Here is an 18,252-nt window from a genome sequence, read left to right on the forward strand (position 1 = left end):
TTAATCCCTAACCTCTATGAAATAGGGCGACCATTCACCAATTATTCTATTGATTGATGAAACAAGGCTTTCAAACCTGTAGACTTTGTTGTAGTCGTCGCTATCCGTGTCATTATTCGTTGAGACGTCCCTCACCCAGTTGGAGATTATTCTCGGCTGTGCGCTTTCCAACTTCATGTTCAGCTTGTAATAAACAACGCTGTAGTTACTTCCAGCCTCTCTGGGGATGGATACCTCATAGGTACCATTTCTAGCGGAGTTATCCGGCATGCTGTTGTGCCTCTCAGAGCGGGAAAACGATGCATCCATGCTTTTCCACACCTGTATTCTAGATATATAGTGCGTGGGGGGGATTTCATAGCTTAACTGGAGTTCAAGTGGCTTGTTCTCGAGGTTTGCTCTGTTTTGGATCGTAGCACATTTGGAATTCTCTGATATTCTGCGATATTGAGACTGGTTCTTAACCTGTATATCCTTTACTTCAATATTTACATTTCTGAAGAAGTCGTAGCTATTCTGAAATAAAGTGTTATTAAAGGGTGCGTTTGTGCTGGTCATGGTATTCAGAGCATCTATGTTTTTTGCACCAAGAAGGACAAATATTGGCCTGTTCGTGCTCACCTGCCCTATTGGGCCCCCACCGTTCATTTCAGAATAGGCGGTGCCTTCGAAATCGGTCTCCATCATGTAAAGTCTGAATTTATAACCCTTACTGGAGATCAGAGCGATGGCATCCAGCATATTCTGCCTTAACCCGTTACTGTTCTCCCTTTCACTGAGCACAAAGTCTCCGACCACAGCGAAAGAACGGGGCATTTTCTCCGCAATATCCTGAAAGGGGGCGTTGTAATAACTGTAGCTTCTGTAATTGTCAGCATTTAAAACATCTTCCACGGCTGATCTGCTCAAATTGTCATTAAACATGTGTATTTCGATATTGTTAGATACTGCAAAGGTAGATATGTGGTTACTAAGATAGTTTCTATACCTGGAGCTGGTATTGAGGTAGCCCTTCATAGAAGCTGAGGAGTCAAAATAAAGTACGACACTGTTTTCCTGACTGTACGTATTAATATACTTATCGCATGCGTCAGAAGAGGTGCTGTCACTATTATTATCGTTAACTAATAATAAGGCCAGCAGTATAATAACCAGCAGGCCTACGGTAATGAACACAATAAGGCGGCTATTTGAAGGAGCACCCTGAAACTGAGCTCCATACAGTTCATCATCCCCGCTTCTACGAAAAAAGTTAAAATCGAACTTCATTGTCTTTCCCTACCTTTAAGCTCTAAAAAGGAAACTATATACACATAACGTATATATAGATCACATAACATGTCGTGTCAAACAAATTTCTTTTGATCACAGCCGTTTGAGATCACAATCGAACATAACGCTTTAGTTTGCATTCATTAAAAACTTATGGAAAACAGCATCTAATTTACAGAATCACTTACGCTACATTAGATATTTATATGTATAATACCCTCATATACTCATAGATACTGATTATCTTCTACAATAAGGGTTAACCCCGGCTTCACCATAACTGCATACTTATTTAAAGATTGACTCACACTTTCTTGACATTTAAACTCAATAATCAATGCAAATATAATATATCACACTCAAACTTCCGGGGGCTAATATGGGAATGCGATTCACAATCAAGATGAGGGTTATAATCTCACTCCTAGGTGCTATCCTCATTCCTGTTTTGATACTTTCATTATTATCTATCAATAAAATCCGCAAAGATACCTACGAAAATTTCACTAACTCCACAAAGCGGGAGATACGTCAGATAGAAAACTCCATTGAGATCCATTTCAAAGGGGTGCGTGAAAACGTTGAATACATGGCGAAGCACCCCATAGTCAAACAGGCGGATGATTCCATAACTACCTACTACGACACTAATACAGAGAACAAGATGACCCCCTCCTCCAACGGAGGAATAGAAGAAGATATCTACGATGTTTATGAACGCTTCGCCTCCACACATAAGGATCTCGCCTACGTATACATGGCCACAAAACACGGCGGCTACATCCAATGGCCCGAAGGAACAACGGGAGCGAAGTACGACCCCAGAAAGAGACCCTTCTACAAAGCGGCTGTAAATGCCGGCGGAACCACTCGCACACCCGCCTACTACTTCGCAGCCGATGATGTCGTTATCGTGAGCACTGTCACAAACATTAAGGACAGCAGAGGAAACTTCATCGGAGTACAGGGCATGGATGTAAGCCTTAAAGGACTTACAGATATGATAAAAAGCATAACTATCGGTAAAACCGGATACCTTATGCTCGTTCAGGATGATGGTACAGTCCTTGCCGACCCTTCCGAAGCCTCTAACAACTTCAAGAAACTCACAGAACTTGAGGGTGAAGGATACAACACCCTGAGCAGCTCCTCAAACGGGCATTACAGAGTCAGCCTGGGTGACAAAGAGTATGAAGCAAACATATACACATCACCCGAACTGGGCTGGAAGTTCATCGGCCTCATAGAGTCCTCTGAGATAAAGTCGGTCATCAACAGGGTCACCTTAACATACGCCTTAACAGGGGTTCTCCTTGTGGGAATCTTCGCCCTCATAGCCCTTTACGTCTCCATGCGCATAACAAAGCCGATCATACGTCTCAAAAATATGATAGAGGACATCGCAGAGGGTGGAGGAGATCTGAGAAACCGTCTTCAGGTAAAGCGCAACGATGAGATATCAGACCTTGCCTTCTCCTTCAACAAATTCGTAGACAAGATAAACCACCTCGTCATTGAGGTTAAGCATAACGCACTGAACGTCAGCTCATCATCCCAGGAGATCTCCGCTGCAACAGAGGAACTCTCCACCGTCTTCAACAACACTAATGCGCAAACCCAGTCCATAGCCGCCGCCCTTGAGGAGCTTTCCAGAACATCGGAGAGTATCAGCTCATCGGTGGACGAAACGAGGAACCTAGCCAAAAACGCCTCTGAGAACACACGGGAAGGTGGGGAGATAATCCGCAAAACCATAGATGGTATGAACTCCATACAGGATGAGGTGGGCTCCCTCTCCCGCATAATCAGCGAGCTGAACAGCTCCACGGATAAGATAGGCGATATTCTTGATGTTATTAACGATATCGCAGACCAGACAAACCTCCTCGCACTCAACGCCGCCATCGAAGCCGCTAGAGCGGGTGAAGCCGGACGAGGCTTTGCCGTAGTCGCCGATGAGGTGAGAAAGCTGGCGGAGAAAACATCCACTGCAACACAGGAGATTACAGGGATCATAAGCACACTGCAGAATGAAACAACCCATGCCACAAGCTCCATGGAAAAGGTTAGCAAAGAAGTGGGCAGAGGAGCGGACCTGGGTGAGGATTCCCTCGTTGTTCTGGATAAGATTGTGGATGCAGGAAACAGAATACTTGAGGCGGCAACGAACGTCTCGGCTGCCGTAAACCAGGAAGTTACGGCCATCGGAGATATAAACAGTAATATCCGGGAAATGGCTGACTCATCAGATGAATCAAACTTATCCATACAGGAGGTTGCCAAATCCTCTGACAGCCTCGCAAAGGATGCCGAGGAGCTCACAAGCCTTGTCTCCAGATTCAAAACGGATGATTAGTTAACAACCAGGATACTACCTCTATCACACACTGATAAGGAATCTCATTATATTTGACTACCCATTAATATAGTATTTGTTCACCAGAGATTGACCCCGGTTAAAAAAAGGGGTAATCTTGTATTGTTGAGGTGAACAGATGCTTATCCGCGTGGATTTAGGAATTCGGGCTCTTCCGGTTATCTACCGCCACCGTTTCGGAGCCATGATTAAGGCCGCCCTGCGTGCCAGCTCATTAAGTACATACAACAGATATTTCCCTGAAGGCGATTCCCCCCAGTACCGTTATTACACATTCAATGTCGCCTTCCCCAAAAACAGACGCACCGAATGCGACATAAAGATAGACGACCAGTTCATCATCCACGAATGTGTCTATATGGTGGATGAAAAGCCTGTGAGTCTTTACATATCAAGCCCCGACCATGAATTTCTTATACACCTCTACGACGGCTTCCGCACCATGGAACGCTTCCCATTCTCCACCGATACCGGCATGACGGTGAACGGAGAAAGGCTTGAGCTCATAGTACGTGACATAAGCATTGTCCGCCGTGACCTTCAGATTCAGGACGATGTTATCACTATCCAGACCCACAGCCCCGTTGTTCTGGAATCTGAAACTGGCTCAAAACCGCTCATACCCGATATCGAAGATATAGACTTCTTCAATAAGGTATCCCTCAGCGAATACTCCGAAGCCTTCGGGAACAGCTGTGCCCACAGACTTGCCTCATATAGCGGCGTTGAACCCTCCCGCCCCTTTGAACTTGCCCCCCTGAAAGTGAAGAAGTCCGTTGTTAAGCATACCCTCGGCTCCTTCCGGAAGGAGACGGGCAAACCCCTCATGATGATAACGGGGCTGAGCGGAACATTCACCATCAAGGGGGATCCGAAGGACCTCTCTGTTCTTATGGATATGGGCGTGGGTGTGAGAACCGTGCAGGGCTTCGGCATGGTGGAGCCGGCAGCAGGCTGATTTCACAGAAATAATCCCGTCAAATACAAGCTAACCTCAGTCACCACCGCTGTTTTCTGTTGTCTTAACCGTTTCTTGACACTATCCTAACAATAAGACAACACTTCGCAGGGGGTGAGCCATCATAGATTTCTTTCCTGTGCTCCTCTCCTTCTCCCTCGGTCTGCTGATAGGTTTGGAACGTGGATGGAAGGAGATAAGCGAACACGAGCATTATCCGATTCTGGGGATCCGCACCTTTGGTCTTATAGGTCTGTTCGGCGGGTTGACGGGCTTTCTGGGCGAGATACACAACAGCCCGCTTATACCCGGACTGGGTCTTTCAGCCTTCATAATCCTTATCATAGCTGCCCACTTCAAGGAGTGCGGCCATGACAGCGAAATAGGGCTTACAACCTCCATGGCCGCCATTGTAACCTTCACCCTCGGCATCCTGCCCCCCATGGGCTACACCACCGAGGCATCCGCCTTTGCAGTGCTGACTATGGTCCTGCTGAGTGTTAAACCCTACCTCTACGACATAGTGAAAAAGATCGAAGCGGCGGAGATACACGCCGCCATGAAGATGCTTCTCATATCCGTTGTTCTGCTCCCCGTTCTGCCGAACGAAGGCTACGGACCATGGAACGCCCTCAATCCATATGAGCTGTGGCTCCTTGTTGTCCTGATAACGGGCATATCCTTTGCGGGATATTTCGCTGTTCGCATTGCCGGTCCCGGGAAGGGTTTTCTCATAACCGGACTTCTGGGAGGCTTCGTCTCCTCCACAGCATTAACACTGAGCTTTGCCAGACTCGGGAGAAAGTACAATCTGAAGAATGTCTTAGCCGCAGGGGTACTCATAGCCTGCGGAACGATGTTCCCAAGGATGATCATTGAGGTTTCGGTGGTTAACACAGCCCTTCTGCCCAAGGTTGTACCCGCACTGGTGGTTACCGGTGTAGGGATATATGCAGGTATGCTCCTTTTCGCCTTTTCGGGTACAAGGTCGAAGAAGGCGGAGGATGAGGACATCCCCCTTCACAACCCTTTTCAGATAGCACCCGCACTTCAGTTCGCCGCCCTGCTTGCCCTTATAATGCTGCTCTCCGAGGCGAGTACACAATGGTTTGGTGAAACGGGTCTTTATATCCTCTCCTTCCTTTCAGGGCTGACAGATGTAGACGCCATAACCCTTTCGGTGGCCAAGATGTCCATAGAATCCATTGACCACAGAACAGCCACATTCGCAATCATGATAGCGGCGGCTACCAATACGCTTGTGAAGGGTCTTCTCGTTCTTTTCATAGGGGGTAAGGAGATGGGGCTCAGGGTTCTGGGCGTATTCACCGCATCCCTGCTTCTAGGCGGGAGTGTTGTCCTCTTTTTCTGAAAGGATTGCTTCATATGCCTTAAGGACGGCCCAGGTAAGCTCATAGCCCCTGGCATCACCGCCAGCTTTTTCTATCCCTTCGGCTGCGGACTTGAAAGCCTTGTCGTAGTGCTCCCTCTGAACCAGATCCATCACTACTGAGATAGGCTCACCAAGGGCGGACATCGCTATGGCGTCCCTGCACATCTTCTCGCTCAATGAGGTGACACCACGGCAGAGCAGAGGCCTTATGGGATGAACGGTACACTCACCCTCCTCTCCAAGGAAAATGCAGGGTGTGTACATAAGGGGCCTGTCCTCTTCCTCCACCCAGCGAAGCCTCGCCGCCTGCTCCTTGAGCTTTTCATAAAAATCTCTACCGCAGTTTTCATGGGCCCATGAAGCGAGGGAGTAAGCCTCCGGGACAAGAACTGTGACATGGACAACGCAACAGTGGGAACACCCCTTCCTACAGTCCGGCTTCCCCTCCCCTCCTGCCGGTTTAAGCTCATCGGCGAGGTCCGCATAACTGCGCATACCCATGCTAAGGCATTCGCTCTCACGACATTTCCTGAATAGCACCAGTGCTGTCTCTCTAAGCCTTCTGTATCTGTCCATACCCTATTGTACCATCCGGAGAAAAAACTTGACTGCAAAATGATATTATCCGATTATCGGTGAGATAATTAGGATATATGGAGTCTTATTATGTCAGAAAAAAGCGTGAAGAAAGTGGTTATAGTCGGCGGCGGTTTTGTGGGGCTTAATGCGGCCAAAATACTTGGCGGCAGAAATGATGTTGAGGTTACTCTCATAGACAAAAAGAATCATCACCTCTTCCAGCCCCTCCTTTACCAGGTTGCCATGGCAGGGCTGAGTCCTGCTGAGATAGCTGTACCCATACGCAGTATTCTGGCAGAACATAGAAACATACAGGTAATTCAGGACGAGGTTACTGGTATAGATAGAGAGAACTCGAAGGTGGAGACAAAGGGGAGCGCATACTACTTCGATTACCTTATCCTCGCCTGCGGTGCGAGGCATTCGTATTTCGGCAATGACGAATGGGAGAAGAACGCACCCGGACTAAAGACCCTTGAGCAAGCCACGGAGATACGCCGAAGAGTGCTCAGCGCATTTGAGGAGGCGGAGAAGACCGACGACAGGGATAAACAGCGCAGACTGCTCACCTTTGTTGTGGTAGGCGGAGGTCCAACGGGTGTTGAGCTTGCCGGAGCCATCGGCGAGATGAGCCGCTACACACTCGCCAGAGACTTCCGTAATATCGATGCGAAGCTCACAAGGGTCATACTATTGGAGGGGGGTGACGGCATACTCCCCTCTTTCAGCCCGAAGCTTACATCATGGGCCGTTCGGGCCATGGAGGAGCTGGGTGTTCAGGTATGGACGAAGAGCATGGTTACCTGCATCGATGAGGAGGGAGTCAGCGTAGGTAATGAGCGTATCGAATGCGCAACGGTCCTCTGGGCGGCTGGCGTTTCAGGGAGCGAGCTTGGCAGAAATGCGGGGCTTGAGGTGGATAGGGCGTGCAAGGTGAAGGTTAACCCGGATCTGAGCATACCGGGGCATACGAACATATTCGCCGCCGGGGATATGGCCTCCTGCATCGGCGAGAACGCAAAACCTCTCCCCGGCATAGCACCCGTTGCCATGCAACAGGGGAACTATCTCGGTGAGCTGATTATAAGCGAACTCGACGGTAAGAAACGAAGGAACTTCGTCTATAAGGATAAGGGGCAGATGGCCACCATAGGAAGGAGCCGTGCCATAACGGAGATGGGCAGAATCAAGCTCACCGGATTCAGCGCATGGGCCGCCTGGCTTCTGGTTCACATATACTATCTGGCAGGATTCAGAAACCGCTTCGCCGTGGTATCCCAGTGGGCATGGTCCTACCTCACCTTCCGCAGGGGAGCCAGGCTCATCCTCGGCAAGGACTGGCGTTTCTACAAATAGACCTATCTGGGTTTGTAGTTCTGGCAGGCGAGGCACAGGCTGTCCTTGGCGTCCAGCCTTTCATGGATCCTTCGAACGCATTCCTCATGGTGCCTTTCAAGGCGGTAGTAATCATCCTTGGTGGAGTATTTCTCGGAGATATGTAGCCTTAGTTCACCGAGGGCATCGCCTATGCCGCTGATATTCTTGTTTAGTCTGGAAAGGATATTCCATATGGGTACGAAAACCAGCATAGCCGCTGTGTGTATAAGGCCCAGAATAACCGCAACTGTTTCAAGCATATTCACCCCCTTGCTGCAGGGATGTTATACACCCGGAAGCTCTATGGTATTGTTACGGCATTAAGCACCTAGATGATCTTTATGCAGTTGCGTCCACTATCCTTGGCGGAATACATAGCATCATCCGCTCTTTTAAGGGTATCAGAGAGCTCCTCACCCTTCCTGTAGATAGTTCCCCCAATGGATACGGTAACAAAAAGTAAAGAGTCATCTGGCATGTCGAGCCAGCTCTTCTCCACAGAGAAACGGAGCCTCTCTGCAACGTTTCCAAGGACGGAATCGTCCGCATTTGGGATAATCGCAATAAACTCCTCGCCCCCCCAGCGGCATAGTACATCCATCTCCCGCAGGGCGTAGCTCATGGAGCTGCTCACAATTTCAAGGACACAGTCGCCTGTATCATGCCCCCATGTATCGTTCACACTTTTGAAATGATCTATGTCTATGAAAAGCACACCGAAGGGAACCGAACTGCGCAGGTATTCATCCCTCTTTGAGTTGAGGATTATATCAGCGTATCTCCTGTTACCGACACCCGTGAGGGGATCACGAACATTCTCATCCCTCAGCTTCTCCACCTCAAGGAGGAGATCCATCTGTCTGGAACTGTCCGTAAATATCTCAACAGCACCGGCTATATTCCCTGCTTCATCAAGCATAGGGGAGATACGCACCGCCACGGGGAGACGATACCCAGCCTTATGGTGCAGGCTTACGTTTGCCTCTCTTGTTTCTCCGTCCTTAAGGGTCTCTCCGAGAGGGCAGCCCTCAACACACAGCTCCACACCTCGGCAGTCGATATGGCGAAGTATGTTATCGGAGCACCTCTTGCCCAGAACCTCATCACGCCTGTATCCGGTAATCCTTTCAGCAGCTCTGTTCCAGTAGGTTATCCTCATATCCATGTCCACGTAGTATACGCCGTCATAGAGGTTTTCAAGAAGACTTTCATGGATATTCTTAAAATCAGACATATAGTCAAACCTTTTCATTGTTTTTTTGCACAGTAGCCGCTGTTCTCTGGCCTGGTATGCAAAGGGTCAAGGATGCTCTCCATGGAGTGTTGGAGGCTTCTATGGTTCTCTTTGCTATGTTGAGCCCGATCCACGAGCCTTCATTGTGGGCCTTGGTCGTAAACTCATTATCGAAGATATCAGGAAGAATCTCCGCCAGTTATACCAACGCATTTACTGTACAATTCAAAGCATATATCAATCCTACCCTCATATCCACCATCTTTATCATCCAGGACGAACTCCACAATGACATCCCTCGCATTGGAAAGGAGGATGAGAAGAACCTGGGGAAACTCGTTCTCCACTCCATGGACAGTGGTTTTTCCAGCTGGAAAGCCGAAGGTGCGGAGTTTGTTTCCCTTCGCCGATTCCTTGTGGTTTACTCAAAAGGGGCACTCCTGACACTTTGATCCATGCACACGACGGCAGATTGCGCTGAGCTTCATCCCACTGTGGCTTATTGCGGGGGCGACCATATCAGCAATCCTGCAAGCCGCTGTTCTGATATCCAAGTTTGAGGTCACCAGTTCGGTATTCTCATCGACCTTCGTTGGCACCTCCTGATTAAAATGTATCACTCACCTTTTTGAAATATGGTTTACACAGCTTTTACACCTGAACACAGTTATTGAAATCAGGGGGGAGATCTGCGATACTAAAACCCTTTATTAAAGAGGTAAAACTATGGATAGACTGGAAAATGTTACACCATTCATCGTTATGGACATCGTCCGCAAAGCGGGTGAGATTGAGGATGCGATCCACTTTGAAGTGGGCCAGCCCGACATAAGCCCTTCGGAAAAGGTATTTGACGCACTGCATGAGGCGATTGAAAAACGCTCATTCCCATATACTGAGAGCCTCGGCATTCGCCCACTTCGGGAGAAGATCGCAGGCTTCTACAAAAACCGGTACGGAGTTGATGTGTCCCCCGACAGGATTCTGCTCACCGTGGGAACCTCCGGCGCATTCCTTATCGCCTATTCCATACTGATGAACAGCGGTGACCGCCTCGCCTTCACCGATCCATCCTATCCCTGTTACAAAAATTTCTCGAATATCATGGACATAGAGCCGGTGATGATACCCGTGGACAGCTCGACAAACTACCAGCTCACGGTAGATATGCTCAAGGAAAAGGAGAACATCAAGGCTGTACAGATCTCATCACCCGCAAACCCCACAGGTAACATATACACCGGCGAAAACCTGAAGGAGCTTACAAAATACTGCGATGAGAATGGTATAGCCTTTATTTCCGACGAGATATACCACGGGCTGGTATACGAGGACGAACCGGAGCACACAGCCCTTGAGCTGAGCGATGAGGCCATTGTAATAAACGGGTTCAGTAAATACTTCTGCATGCCCGGGATTCGTCTCGGATGGATGATAATGCCCGAAAGACTCGTTCGCAGGGCGGAGATAGTCATGCAAAACCTCTTTATCTCCGCACCAGTGCTGAGTCAACTGGGCGCCATGGGAGCCTTCGACGAGATCTTTCTAAGAGACTACAAGGAGGAGTACCGCCGCAGGAGGGACTACCTCTACGGGGAGCTTAAGGAAATGTTCCCCATCGATGCGAAGCCACAGGGAGCCTTCTATATATGGGCGGACATATCCGAATATTCCAACGACAGCTACGCCTTCTGCATGGAACTGCTGGAGGAAACAGGCGTCGCTGTCACCCCCGGGGTGGATTTCGGCTCCAACGAGACAAATAAATACATACGCTTCGCCTACACCCGCAACATCGACCACATGGCAGAGGGTATAAGAAGGCTGAAGGAGTACCTCAAAAACCGATGAGAGCATTCATCGCTGCGGACATTCCCGAGGAAACCGTTAAGACTTTCCCCGATGTTAAGGGGCTAAAACGCTATGGACGCATATCACCTGTCAGGGGAGAGAATATCCATATCACTCTATTCTTTCTGGGTGAGATAGACGAAGACGAAGCACTCATCGCCGGAGCGTGCATGGAGGGGGCTGAGCCTGAGAGCTTCGCAGTAAACCTTAGCGGAGTGTCGTGGTTCACCAAACAGAAGAAGCCCTCTGTGGTCTTTGTTGAGGGTGAATCAGAGCGGTTATCAGAATACAGGGAAAGACTGGGAAAGCTGCTCCACACCGAGGGATTCTCACCGGATAAAAAGCCCTTTGTTCCCCACGCCACACTTGCCAGAGTGCGAAGCATAGATGCCCGAAAGGGCTTTATGGATGAGCTGCAAAGAATTACCGAAGGTTTTGAGCCATCATCATTCACACTCCCCTCCCTAACCCTGTACAGAAGCGATATGAATGATAAAGGGGTCTGCTACACACCCCTGAAGAGTATCACCCTCAGCTGAAAAACAAAAGAACTCTGCAAACATAGCTAATCCTGCCGTAATTCAACAGGACCTTCCCCGCACATACACACTAGCCTTGATTAGGAGTGTTCTTACTGCCCCTCCCTTCCACAAACCTTTTCCTGTTATTGGCTCCATGTATTGTCGTCCAGCAGGGGCATAACCCTGTCCACACCGCCGGGAATCGCCTGAACACTGATACCGTGGACATCGTCCTTATCCCTTGTGGCGTAGAAGACTGATGTAAAACGCTTTGAATTTAATACAAATGAAGGGAAGGCCTGCTCCGCTCCGGCGATAATGTCATCCGCCTTTATAACAACAGAGGTTGACGGTGGTATCGATTCGAAGCCCGCTACCTGAAAATCGTAAACGTAGTTATTACCGCTCTCGTCGAAGAGGTCGAGGTATAGTTGTGCACTCCTATCGGGTGATTCGTTCGATATGCGCACCCAGTTGGAGGAGGTATTGAACATGTAGGGGGCTATAAGAACAGCACCGTTACTCCTCCACTCACCAGCTTCGATCTCTTCGGCGTAGTATCTCCCTTCATAATCTTCTGCAGGGTTGCCAAAGACGTTAAGGCTGAAAAGGTTCGCCCGGATAACATCCTCACCAGTTACGTTGAAATTGAAGGTGATGGAGCCGTCCTTGTTTTCATCGGTATATTCCCAGCATCCGCTACCGCTATTGTATGAAAGCTCCTGAACGCCTCCTCCGGTTTCATCGGCATCGTCCACCGACTCAATGGCAGAAAAGTTCCTGCCGCAAATGCTGTATGCAAAGCTGTTTATAACGGCACCAGTGGGTGAAAGTATGAAATTGCTCCCAAGCGTATAGTCAACAACAAGCTGATCCTGCACTGCACCGCCGGTGAACTTGAGGACATCCTCCTCCACATCCGCTTTCGCATCAAGGGGAGTCGAGACGCTGAATTCATAATATTTGCTGAACATGGCGAGGGTAGCGGAGTCTGTAACGGTGGTAACAGCATAGTCTGATGTTGATTTTATACTGAGGTGCTGGTTCGATTCAAGGCCCGGAAAAAGGAGCATCCTTATTCCTGGCGCCACAGTGTCTGCTACATTGCCGTCGCATGCCGTTGAGTTGCCGTCCACCTCACGCAGAAATACATAGCCGTCAATACTCGAATGTACATTCTTGAAGTCATGACCGGAGATGCTTAGGATCCCACTGGAGAGGGTCATCTCATACCCCTTTCTCTGCTCGCCAGCATCCATAATGCCGTCACCGTTTCCTGCGCTGTCCGCACCGTACTCTCCGGCATCCACAAAACCGTTGGAGTTCGAATCCACCCATTCAGCCAGACAGTAGAAATCACCCCTGTTCCCCGCATCGTCTTCAAGGAGAAAGGCGGCGTTGGTCAGGGTAAAGGTGACATCAACGGAAGAGATCTCATATTCAGGCTCGTAAAATACCTGAACAGCCTTATCGGAAGCTAGGATCTGATTCTTTGAATAAGCCTCAACGGCTATGGAATAGGCATCATGATAATCATCGGGACCGTCGGCATCCACAGTAACACCGGCAAAGGCGCATACGGCAGAAAGCTGGAGAAGGGCAAGAAATACAATAAACCTTGAAACAGACATCTGTCACCTCAAAGATAACTATTATACTTAGATGTTTACTATATCCTGAGAAAATCCTCAAGAAGTCTGTTTCAAATACTCAGTTCTGCGCAGAGGGGAAGATGGTCAGAAGCTGTCTTCGCTCCCCCTTCCCTGCTAATAAAATGCTCTGCCTCAACACCTTTGACCCTTATACTGTCCAGAGCAAAAAGGGGGAAGCGTGCGGGGAAACTCCTTATGCGGCAACAGCCGTTAAAGGCCTCATCGAGCACTCTGGATGCCCTTCCCTTTCTCCATTCGTTGCAGTCGCACATCAGCGCCATCGGCTCCCTTGTTCTGCTGGCTATGGCGGCTATCTCCTCCGCCTGCTGGAGCCGTTCACGGTTTTTGAGGCCGAAATGGGTGGCGAAGATCGTAAGAACTCTCCCCGAGCACTCCATCTCTGCGATAATAAGCCCCCTCGGCTCGCAGCCTTTGAGGGAGCATGATATATTATGGGTCGATACCTTAAGCGGCTTCCTTTTACTCAGAAAGACATTGCCGTAACCGGAATCCTCCCGAAGCATCGTCTGACCGAAGAAGGCATACATACCAGTAGAATCCTCAATAAAGGCCTTTGCATCTGCACCACCGGGTACAGCATCCAAGACAACCTCCTGCAGTGCGGCGCAGTCCGGACTCAGATCCCTCAAAACACCCAGCACACGCTCAGGGTTCTTACTGCCGTCTCTACCAACCCAGCCGTGGACATTATAGGTGACCAGCCGCATTCAGCTCCGCCTCCTCTTCAGTATGGTCTTTCTCACATACCATCCAAGCAGAACAAAGAAAGCGAGGAATAGGGCAAATAATGCAATATTCATTGGATCAGGCTGAATAAGGGATCGCTTAATGCTCTCGGTCAAAACGGTTATGGCGAATATCCCCGGTGATATACCTATAAAGGTTCCGATAACAAAATCCTTGAAGCCGATCCTGAATGCTCCGGCGACTGCATTGATAACCGTAAACGGTGCCACTGGCACAATACGCAGGATTGCAACGGTCAAGATCCCCCTGTTCTCCATGGTCTTGCGGAACTTCTCACCCCTCTTGCCGAGAAGGTTTATCAGCGCCTCACCCCCTATGGCACGCCCTACACCATAGAGTGCCGCTGAGCTCAGGGTTGTTCCCGCAAGGGATACGAAAAAGGCAGTAACCGGTGAGAATACTGCGGCTGTAACACCTATGAGGAGAGTTACAGGAGCCACAAAAAAGCCCAGCACAACATACGATGCAATCATAATCCATGGGGCATAAACATTGTTTTCAATGCTGGAGAGCGCAGTAGTAAGCGTTTCCTTATCAGTAATTTCAGCCAGCGGTGAAAACTTCCACAGAAGTACCATGGCGATGCAGAATACAGCAACACCCGCCAAACGCACCTTGACGAAACTCTTCTTCTCCTCCGTCTCCTCGATGCTATCCGCCGCTATATCTAGGGGGCTGGGTTTTTCAGGATCAAGAAGTCTGCCGTCCGGAATGAGCCTCTCAAAGGTTCTCACATCCTTCAACTCAAGGGGAACCATTGTTTTTCCGTAACCCCTCAGCTGCTGAACAGTCTCTGCAAGGGATCCGGTTTCGTTCAGAAGCTCGATAACCTTCTTCTGTTCCGTGGATAGATGCTCTGCAATGAGATCGGTCATCATATCCTCAATACCTTTGCTGATCCTCTCCTCACCGTTACTTTCAAGCAGGAGATTGCATTCTGTATCGAAGCCCATACTCCGGTTGCTGGTATTTGCTGAGCCGAGGAAGAGGTAGTCCCTGTCCACGATGATCGTTTTGGAATGGATCTCCTGGAATCCTCCGTCCCCAACACCTATATGCGGGCGGTATATGTGTAGTTTCTTCCGCTTATCCGACTCAACAAGCCGCCTGAGCAGGACCGAACGGATATTGACCATAGTGGCTTCCTCCAGCCAGCCGGGGCTGTTTCTTGGAAGGAGCATCACAACTTCGGGGGGATTCTCCCCCTCCAGCCTTTTCTGGAGAGCCTCAAAGACAGAATAGGATGTAAAGTATTGGTTCTCAATGTATATCCACTTTTCAGCACGTTCTATCATCTCTATGTAGACCCGCTCAATCTCCCGAACCTCTTCCCTTCCTCTAAACTGGGGAAACGTACGGCAGATAGAGATATCCACATTCTCTACAAGTGCTTTACCGTTCTTCGGTCTGTACTCCGTTGGTTTATCCGCCCTGGGGAGCTCTCCACCCACGGCGTCACGCCAGCGTTGACGAAACAGCTCCCCCATCGCCTCCGCCGCATCGGAATCCACACAGAGCATCGTATCGTGATATGGGGGGTATTTTTTGTCCATAGGGTCGCTTCTAAGCGGGTTTTCGGGGAGATGCTCCCTTGTGTCCCAGCGGACGTTTGAGATATCCATACCACCGTTAATCGCCACGGCATCATCTGCGATTACCATCTTCTGGTGATGCGAAGCACCTATGGGGTGGGTGTTATCAAGCTCGAAATGGATCTGCTCAGGTGTCCCGAACCTCCACTTAAAGGTCGGAAGCTTCTCTCGCTCAAGGGCATAAAGGACTGCAAAATCCCATGAAAGTATGAATATCTCAAGATCGGGATTCTTCATCACAGCCTCGGTCAACACCTGCTCAAGGGTTACCTCTTTATCCCCTCCCCGTATTAGGCGGATACGGCTGTCTATATCCCATGCGGCAATGAACACGGTTCGCTTGGCACTCAGCACAAGCTCCGCCACGGCACGGTAGTATTCTTCACCGTCAATCAATGGTATAAGCTTGTCGGTTTTAACGGTTTTCCAGCAGTTACCCTCAATGCCGGATATAGGTTTAAAATCATTCTTATCTTCAATCATAATTACCGAATATAACACCTTCTCCAATATTTTTAAGCATAAATTACTTAACATAAATTGCCCGAATTGATCGGGATCAATTATTTATACCAAGCCAGGGGGTACGATTCTTTGAAAATTTCGGAGATTGGAATGTTCAGAACAAGCTGGGACAGAAGATTAATTCAACTTCTCTTTGCACTGGTTTCAGTATATGCGGGAGTGCGTTTTGCTTTTTATCTAAACAACCTTAAGCTCGGTGAGCTGGATGTTACAAAACCGGGAGGAGTTGAGGCCTATCTCCCAATAAGCGCATTCATGGGGCTTAAACAACTCGTAACAACAGGTAGTTATGACTTTATCCATCCTGCTGGGCTGACACTGCTGATAACCTTCCTCGCAGTCAGCTTCGTTTTTCGCAGGGGCTTCTGCGGGTATATATGCCCCATAGGCCTGCTAAGCGAATGCGTAAGCTCTGCCGGAATGAGCCGCAGATTGACGAAATGGATATCTATCCCTCTATCATCTATAAAGTATCTCATCCTCGGATATTTCTTGTTTGTCATAAGCAGTATGTCGGCCAGAAGCATAGATGCGTTCCTATCATCCCCGTACAACATTGTAGCGGATGCAAAAATGCTCCATTTCTTCACCAATCCATCTGTTACTACGGGCGTGGTCATACTCGTGCTGGCATTCCTCACACTGATTGTCCGCAACTTCTGGTGCAGATTCCTGTGCCCCTACGGTGCGCTTATGGCAATCCCCGGAATCATATCTCCCATGCGAATCGTAAGGGACGAGATGAGCTGTACAAACTGCCGTAAATGCACCGCTGTCTGCCCTGGCGGGATCTCTGTCCATGAAAAGAGCACCGTGCTCCATCCCGACTGTATAGGATGCCACGACTGCCTTCGAGTCAGGGATAACGAAAGATGCCTGAAAATGGTACCGAAGGATGTCTCTTACCGGCATGTGGGGCTTTTGATAATAGCTATGGTAACGGTTTTTATAATCTCCGCCATGGTTGCCGGACTCTGGGAATCTCGTGTGCCAATCGAGGTTTACCGTTCATGGCTCATGAGGCTGGGGGAGATAAGTCATTGATTTTTGTGTTTCGTGCTAAAGCACGACTTACTTTTGGCGCATAAGAGCAAGACATATTAATTAGTGACTAACTTATTTGTTTTGCGCTTATGCGCCACATACTTTTTAAAAAAGTATGCAAAACTATTCCCTCATGGTTTTCCAGCCGCCTTGGCAGATGATTTATGTTAATAAATCACCTGCTGATGGCGGTGCACTCATTTCGCTCCTTTTCCACCTGAAGTTTTGCTGATGCTGAGGAGTGTAATCGCATATCATACGTGAAAGTATTCAATATTTAGGATTACCTCGTCTGTCACGTGCGGCCAAAACTTCCGGGCGGTTCCAATTTAATCTATGGAATTTTCCATCCATGGAAATTCCATTGTTGTTCGTGCAGGGGAACCCTGCCCTCTCGCACTTCCGGCTACATAAATTGAATACAATTCAATTTAGTTTCGCCTTCAGGGCTTCCATTCTTGGAAGCCTGTTGCATATCAACCATGATTGTATGATTAGCGAAAGCTTTCATGGATGAAAGCTCGCTCGCGTAAGTAAGAAGGAAAGTTACTATTAATATCTGGGAAATTCATCATCCTGAGAATTTCCCTGCCGCTTCGCTTGGCAAAGCTTTCGCTCCGCTTACTTCCAGCTACGTGAATTGAGCAGAGCCCAATTCAGCTTCGCCTCCAGAGCCAACATCCATGTTGGCTGATTATATATCAGCCTTAATTATTATCTTCAAAATGGGTTTTTGAGGGGTGCGGGGAACTTTGTTCCCTAAAAAGTTCCCTGCGATCTTTTGCTTTCATACTTAAATTAGAAATAAGTCACTAATTTATGTATTTCGTGCTATAGCACGCCATACTTTTGTCGCAAAAGTATGCAAAACTATTCCCTCAGGGTTTTCCAGCCCCCATTGTTACTCATTTATATTCATAAATTCGTAATTGATGGCGGTGCCCTCATTTCACTCCTTTTCCACCTGAAGTTTTGCTGATGCTGAGGAGTGTAATCGCATATCATACGTGAAAGTATTCAATATTTAGGATTACTTCGTCTGTCACGTGCGGCCAAAACTTCCGGGCGGTTCCAAAAGAGCTCATTCGGCTGTAAAACATTCGGGGAAG

The 18,252-nt window shown here is 48.6% G+C and carries 15 protein-coding genes; 8 read left to right on the forward strand and 7 right to left on the reverse strand.

The window, feature by feature from the left end:
- Nucleotides 1-1,269, reverse strand: coding sequence for a hypothetical protein (locus K300_RS0104405; protein ID WP_022850457.1), 1,269 nt, complete (start codon nt 1,267-1,269; stop codon nt 1-3).
- Between the two features lie 382 nt (nt 1,270-1,651).
- Here K300_RS0104405 and K300_RS0104410 point away from each other — a divergent pair, with 382 nt between their 5' ends.
- From K300_RS0104410 to K300_RS0104420, 3 genes are all read left to right on the forward strand, one after another.
- The gene (locus K300_RS0104410) at nt 1,652-3,628 is read left to right on the forward strand and encodes a methyl-accepting chemotaxis protein (RefSeq protein ID WP_022850458.1); all 1,977 of its coding nucleotides are present in this window, start codon (nt 1,652-1,654) and stop codon (nt 3,626-3,628) included.
- Nucleotides 3,629-3,779: 151 nt separating this feature from the next.
- A complete protein-coding gene (gene cas6, locus K300_RS0104415) occupies nt 3,780-4,607 on the forward strand; it encodes a CRISPR-associated endoribonuclease Cas6 (protein WP_162139850.1) in 828 nt (275 codons plus the stop codon).
- Between the two features lie 139 nt (nt 4,608-4,746).
- Entirely contained in the window at nt 4,747-5,979 is a 1,233-nt protein-coding gene (locus K300_RS0104420) for an MgtC/SapB family protein (RefSeq protein WP_022850460.1), read from the forward strand.
- Here K300_RS0104420 and K300_RS14540 read toward each other — a convergent pair.
- Nucleotides 5,950-6,576, reverse strand: a complete 627-nt coding sequence (locus K300_RS14540) for a YkgJ family cysteine cluster protein (protein WP_022850461.1) — start codon at nt 6,574-6,576, stop codon at nt 5,950-5,952. The two genes, K300_RS0104420 and K300_RS14540, sit on opposite strands and share 30 nt — an antisense overlap.
- A 90-nt stretch (nt 6,577-6,666) precedes the next feature.
- On the opposite strand from K300_RS14540, the gene K300_RS0104430 reads away from it, so the two are divergent.
- On the forward strand, nt 6,667-7,935 hold the full coding sequence (locus K300_RS0104430) for an NAD(P)/FAD-dependent oxidoreductase (protein ID WP_022850462.1): 1,269 nt from the start codon (nt 6,667-6,669) through the stop codon (nt 7,933-7,935).
- Between the two features lie 2 nt (nt 7,936-7,937).
- On the opposite strand, the gene K300_RS0104435 is transcribed toward K300_RS0104430, so the two are convergent.
- Both K300_RS0104435 and K300_RS0104440 read right to left on the reverse strand, forming a co-directional pair.
- Nucleotides 7,938-8,216 carry a hypothetical protein gene (locus K300_RS0104435; protein WP_022850463.1) on the reverse strand — a complete coding sequence of 93 codons (279 nt, stop codon included), beginning with the start codon at nt 8,214-8,216 and terminating at the stop codon, nt 7,938-7,940.
- A gap of 68 nt (nt 8,217-8,284) precedes the next feature.
- Nucleotides 8,285-9,190, reverse strand: a complete 906-nt coding sequence (locus tag K300_RS0104440) for a sensor domain-containing diguanylate cyclase (RefSeq protein ID WP_026836296.1) — start codon at nt 9,188-9,190, stop codon at nt 8,285-8,287.
- 101 nt (nt 9,191-9,291) lie between these two features.
- On the opposite strand from K300_RS0104440, the gene K300_RS0104445 reads away from it, so the two are divergent.
- The 3 genes from K300_RS0104445 to thpR all read left to right on the forward strand — a co-directional run bounded on the left by K300_RS0104445 (nt 9,292) and on the right by thpR (nt 11,580).
- Complete coding sequence (locus tag K300_RS0104445; RefSeq protein WP_022850465.1) at nt 9,292-9,642, forward strand: hypothetical protein; 351 nt, start codon at nt 9,292-9,294, stop codon at nt 9,640-9,642.
- A 274-nt stretch (nt 9,643-9,916) separates the two neighbouring features.
- Nucleotides 9,917-11,041 carry a pyridoxal phosphate-dependent aminotransferase gene (locus tag K300_RS0104450; RefSeq protein WP_022850466.1) on the forward strand — a complete coding sequence of 375 codons (1,125 nt, stop codon included), beginning with the start codon at nt 9,917-9,919 and terminating at the stop codon, nt 11,039-11,041.
- Entirely contained in the window at nt 11,038-11,580 is a 543-nt protein-coding gene (gene thpR, locus K300_RS0104455; protein WP_022850467.1) for an RNA 2',3'-cyclic phosphodiesterase, read from the forward strand. The genes K300_RS0104450 and thpR overlap by 4 nt, the downstream gene beginning before the upstream one ends.
- A gap of 125 nt (nt 11,581-11,705) precedes the next feature.
- Here thpR and K300_RS0104460 read toward each other — a convergent pair whose 3' ends face one another.
- From K300_RS0104460 to K300_RS0104470, 3 genes are all read right to left on the reverse strand, one after another.
- Nucleotides 11,706-13,193, reverse strand: coding sequence for a hypothetical protein (locus K300_RS0104460; protein WP_022850468.1), 1,488 nt, complete (start codon nt 13,191-13,193; stop codon nt 11,706-11,708).
- Between the two features lie 71 nt (nt 13,194-13,264).
- Complete coding sequence (locus tag K300_RS14545; RefSeq protein WP_022850469.1) at nt 13,265-13,942, reverse strand: endonuclease/exonuclease/phosphatase family protein; 678 nt, start codon at nt 13,940-13,942, stop codon at nt 13,265-13,267.
- Nucleotides 13,943-16,057: a VTT domain-containing protein gene (locus K300_RS0104470; RefSeq protein ID WP_022850470.1), complete on the reverse strand. Its 2,115-nt coding sequence runs from the start codon at nt 16,055-16,057 to the stop codon at nt 13,943-13,945.
- 132 nt (nt 16,058-16,189) lie between these two features.
- Between K300_RS0104470 and K300_RS0104475 the strand changes: the two genes are divergently transcribed.
- Nucleotides 16,190-17,143, forward strand: coding sequence for a 4Fe-4S binding protein (locus tag K300_RS0104475; RefSeq protein WP_022850471.1), 954 nt, complete (start codon nt 16,190-16,192; stop codon nt 17,141-17,143).
- Nucleotides 17,144-18,252 lie beyond the last annotated feature (1,109 nt).

This window comes from Limisalsivibrio acetivorans (assembly GCF_000421105.1).
Classification (GTDB): domain Bacteria; phylum Chrysiogenota; class Deferribacteres; order Deferribacterales; family Geovibrionaceae; genus Limisalsivibrio; species Limisalsivibrio acetivorans.

Bases quoted from the DNA above. Each gene is read 5' to 3' on its own strand.
- thpR (WP_022850467.1), top strand. From the start codon at position 11,038: ATGAGAGCATTCATCGCTGCGGACATTCCCGAGGAAACCGTTAAGACT.
- K300_RS0104440 (WP_026836296.1), bottom strand. From the start codon at position 9,190: ATGTCTGATTTTAAGAATATCCATGAAAGTCTTCTTGAAAACCTCTAT.
- K300_RS0104430 (WP_022850462.1), top strand. From the start codon at position 6,667: ATGTCAGAAAAAAGCGTGAAGAAAGTGGTTATAGTCGGCGGCGGTTTT.
- K300_RS0104405 (WP_022850457.1), bottom strand. From the start codon at position 1,269: ATGAAGTTCGATTTTAACTTTTTTCGTAGAAGCGGGGATGATGAACTG.
- K300_RS0104410 (WP_022850458.1), top strand. From the start codon at position 1,652: ATGGGAATGCGATTCACAATCAAGATGAGGGTTATAATCTCACTCCTA.
- K300_RS0104445 (WP_022850465.1), top strand. From the start codon at position 9,292: ATGGTTCTCTTTGCTATGTTGAGCCCGATCCACGAGCCTTCATTGTGG.
- K300_RS14545 (WP_022850469.1), bottom strand. From the start codon at position 13,942: ATGCGGCTGGTCACCTATAATGTCCACGGCTGGGTTGGTAGAGACGGC.
- K300_RS0104470 (WP_022850470.1), bottom strand. From the start codon at position 16,057: ATGATTGAAGATAAGAATGATTTTAAACCTATATCCGGCATTGAGGGT.
- K300_RS0104475 (WP_022850471.1), top strand. From the start codon at position 16,190: ATGTTCAGAACAAGCTGGGACAGAAGATTAATTCAACTTCTCTTTGCA.
- K300_RS0104450 (WP_022850466.1), top strand. From the start codon at position 9,917: ATGGATAGACTGGAAAATGTTACACCATTCATCGTTATGGACATCGTC.
- K300_RS14540 (WP_022850461.1), bottom strand. From the start codon at position 6,576: ATGGACAGATACAGAAGGCTTAGAGAGACAGCACTGGTGCTATTCAGG.
- K300_RS0104435 (WP_022850463.1), bottom strand. From the start codon at position 8,216: ATGCTTGAAACAGTTGCGGTTATTCTGGGCCTTATACACACAGCGGCT.
- K300_RS0104460 (WP_022850468.1), bottom strand. From the start codon at position 13,193: ATGTCTGTTTCAAGGTTTATTGTATTTCTTGCCCTTCTCCAGCTTTCT.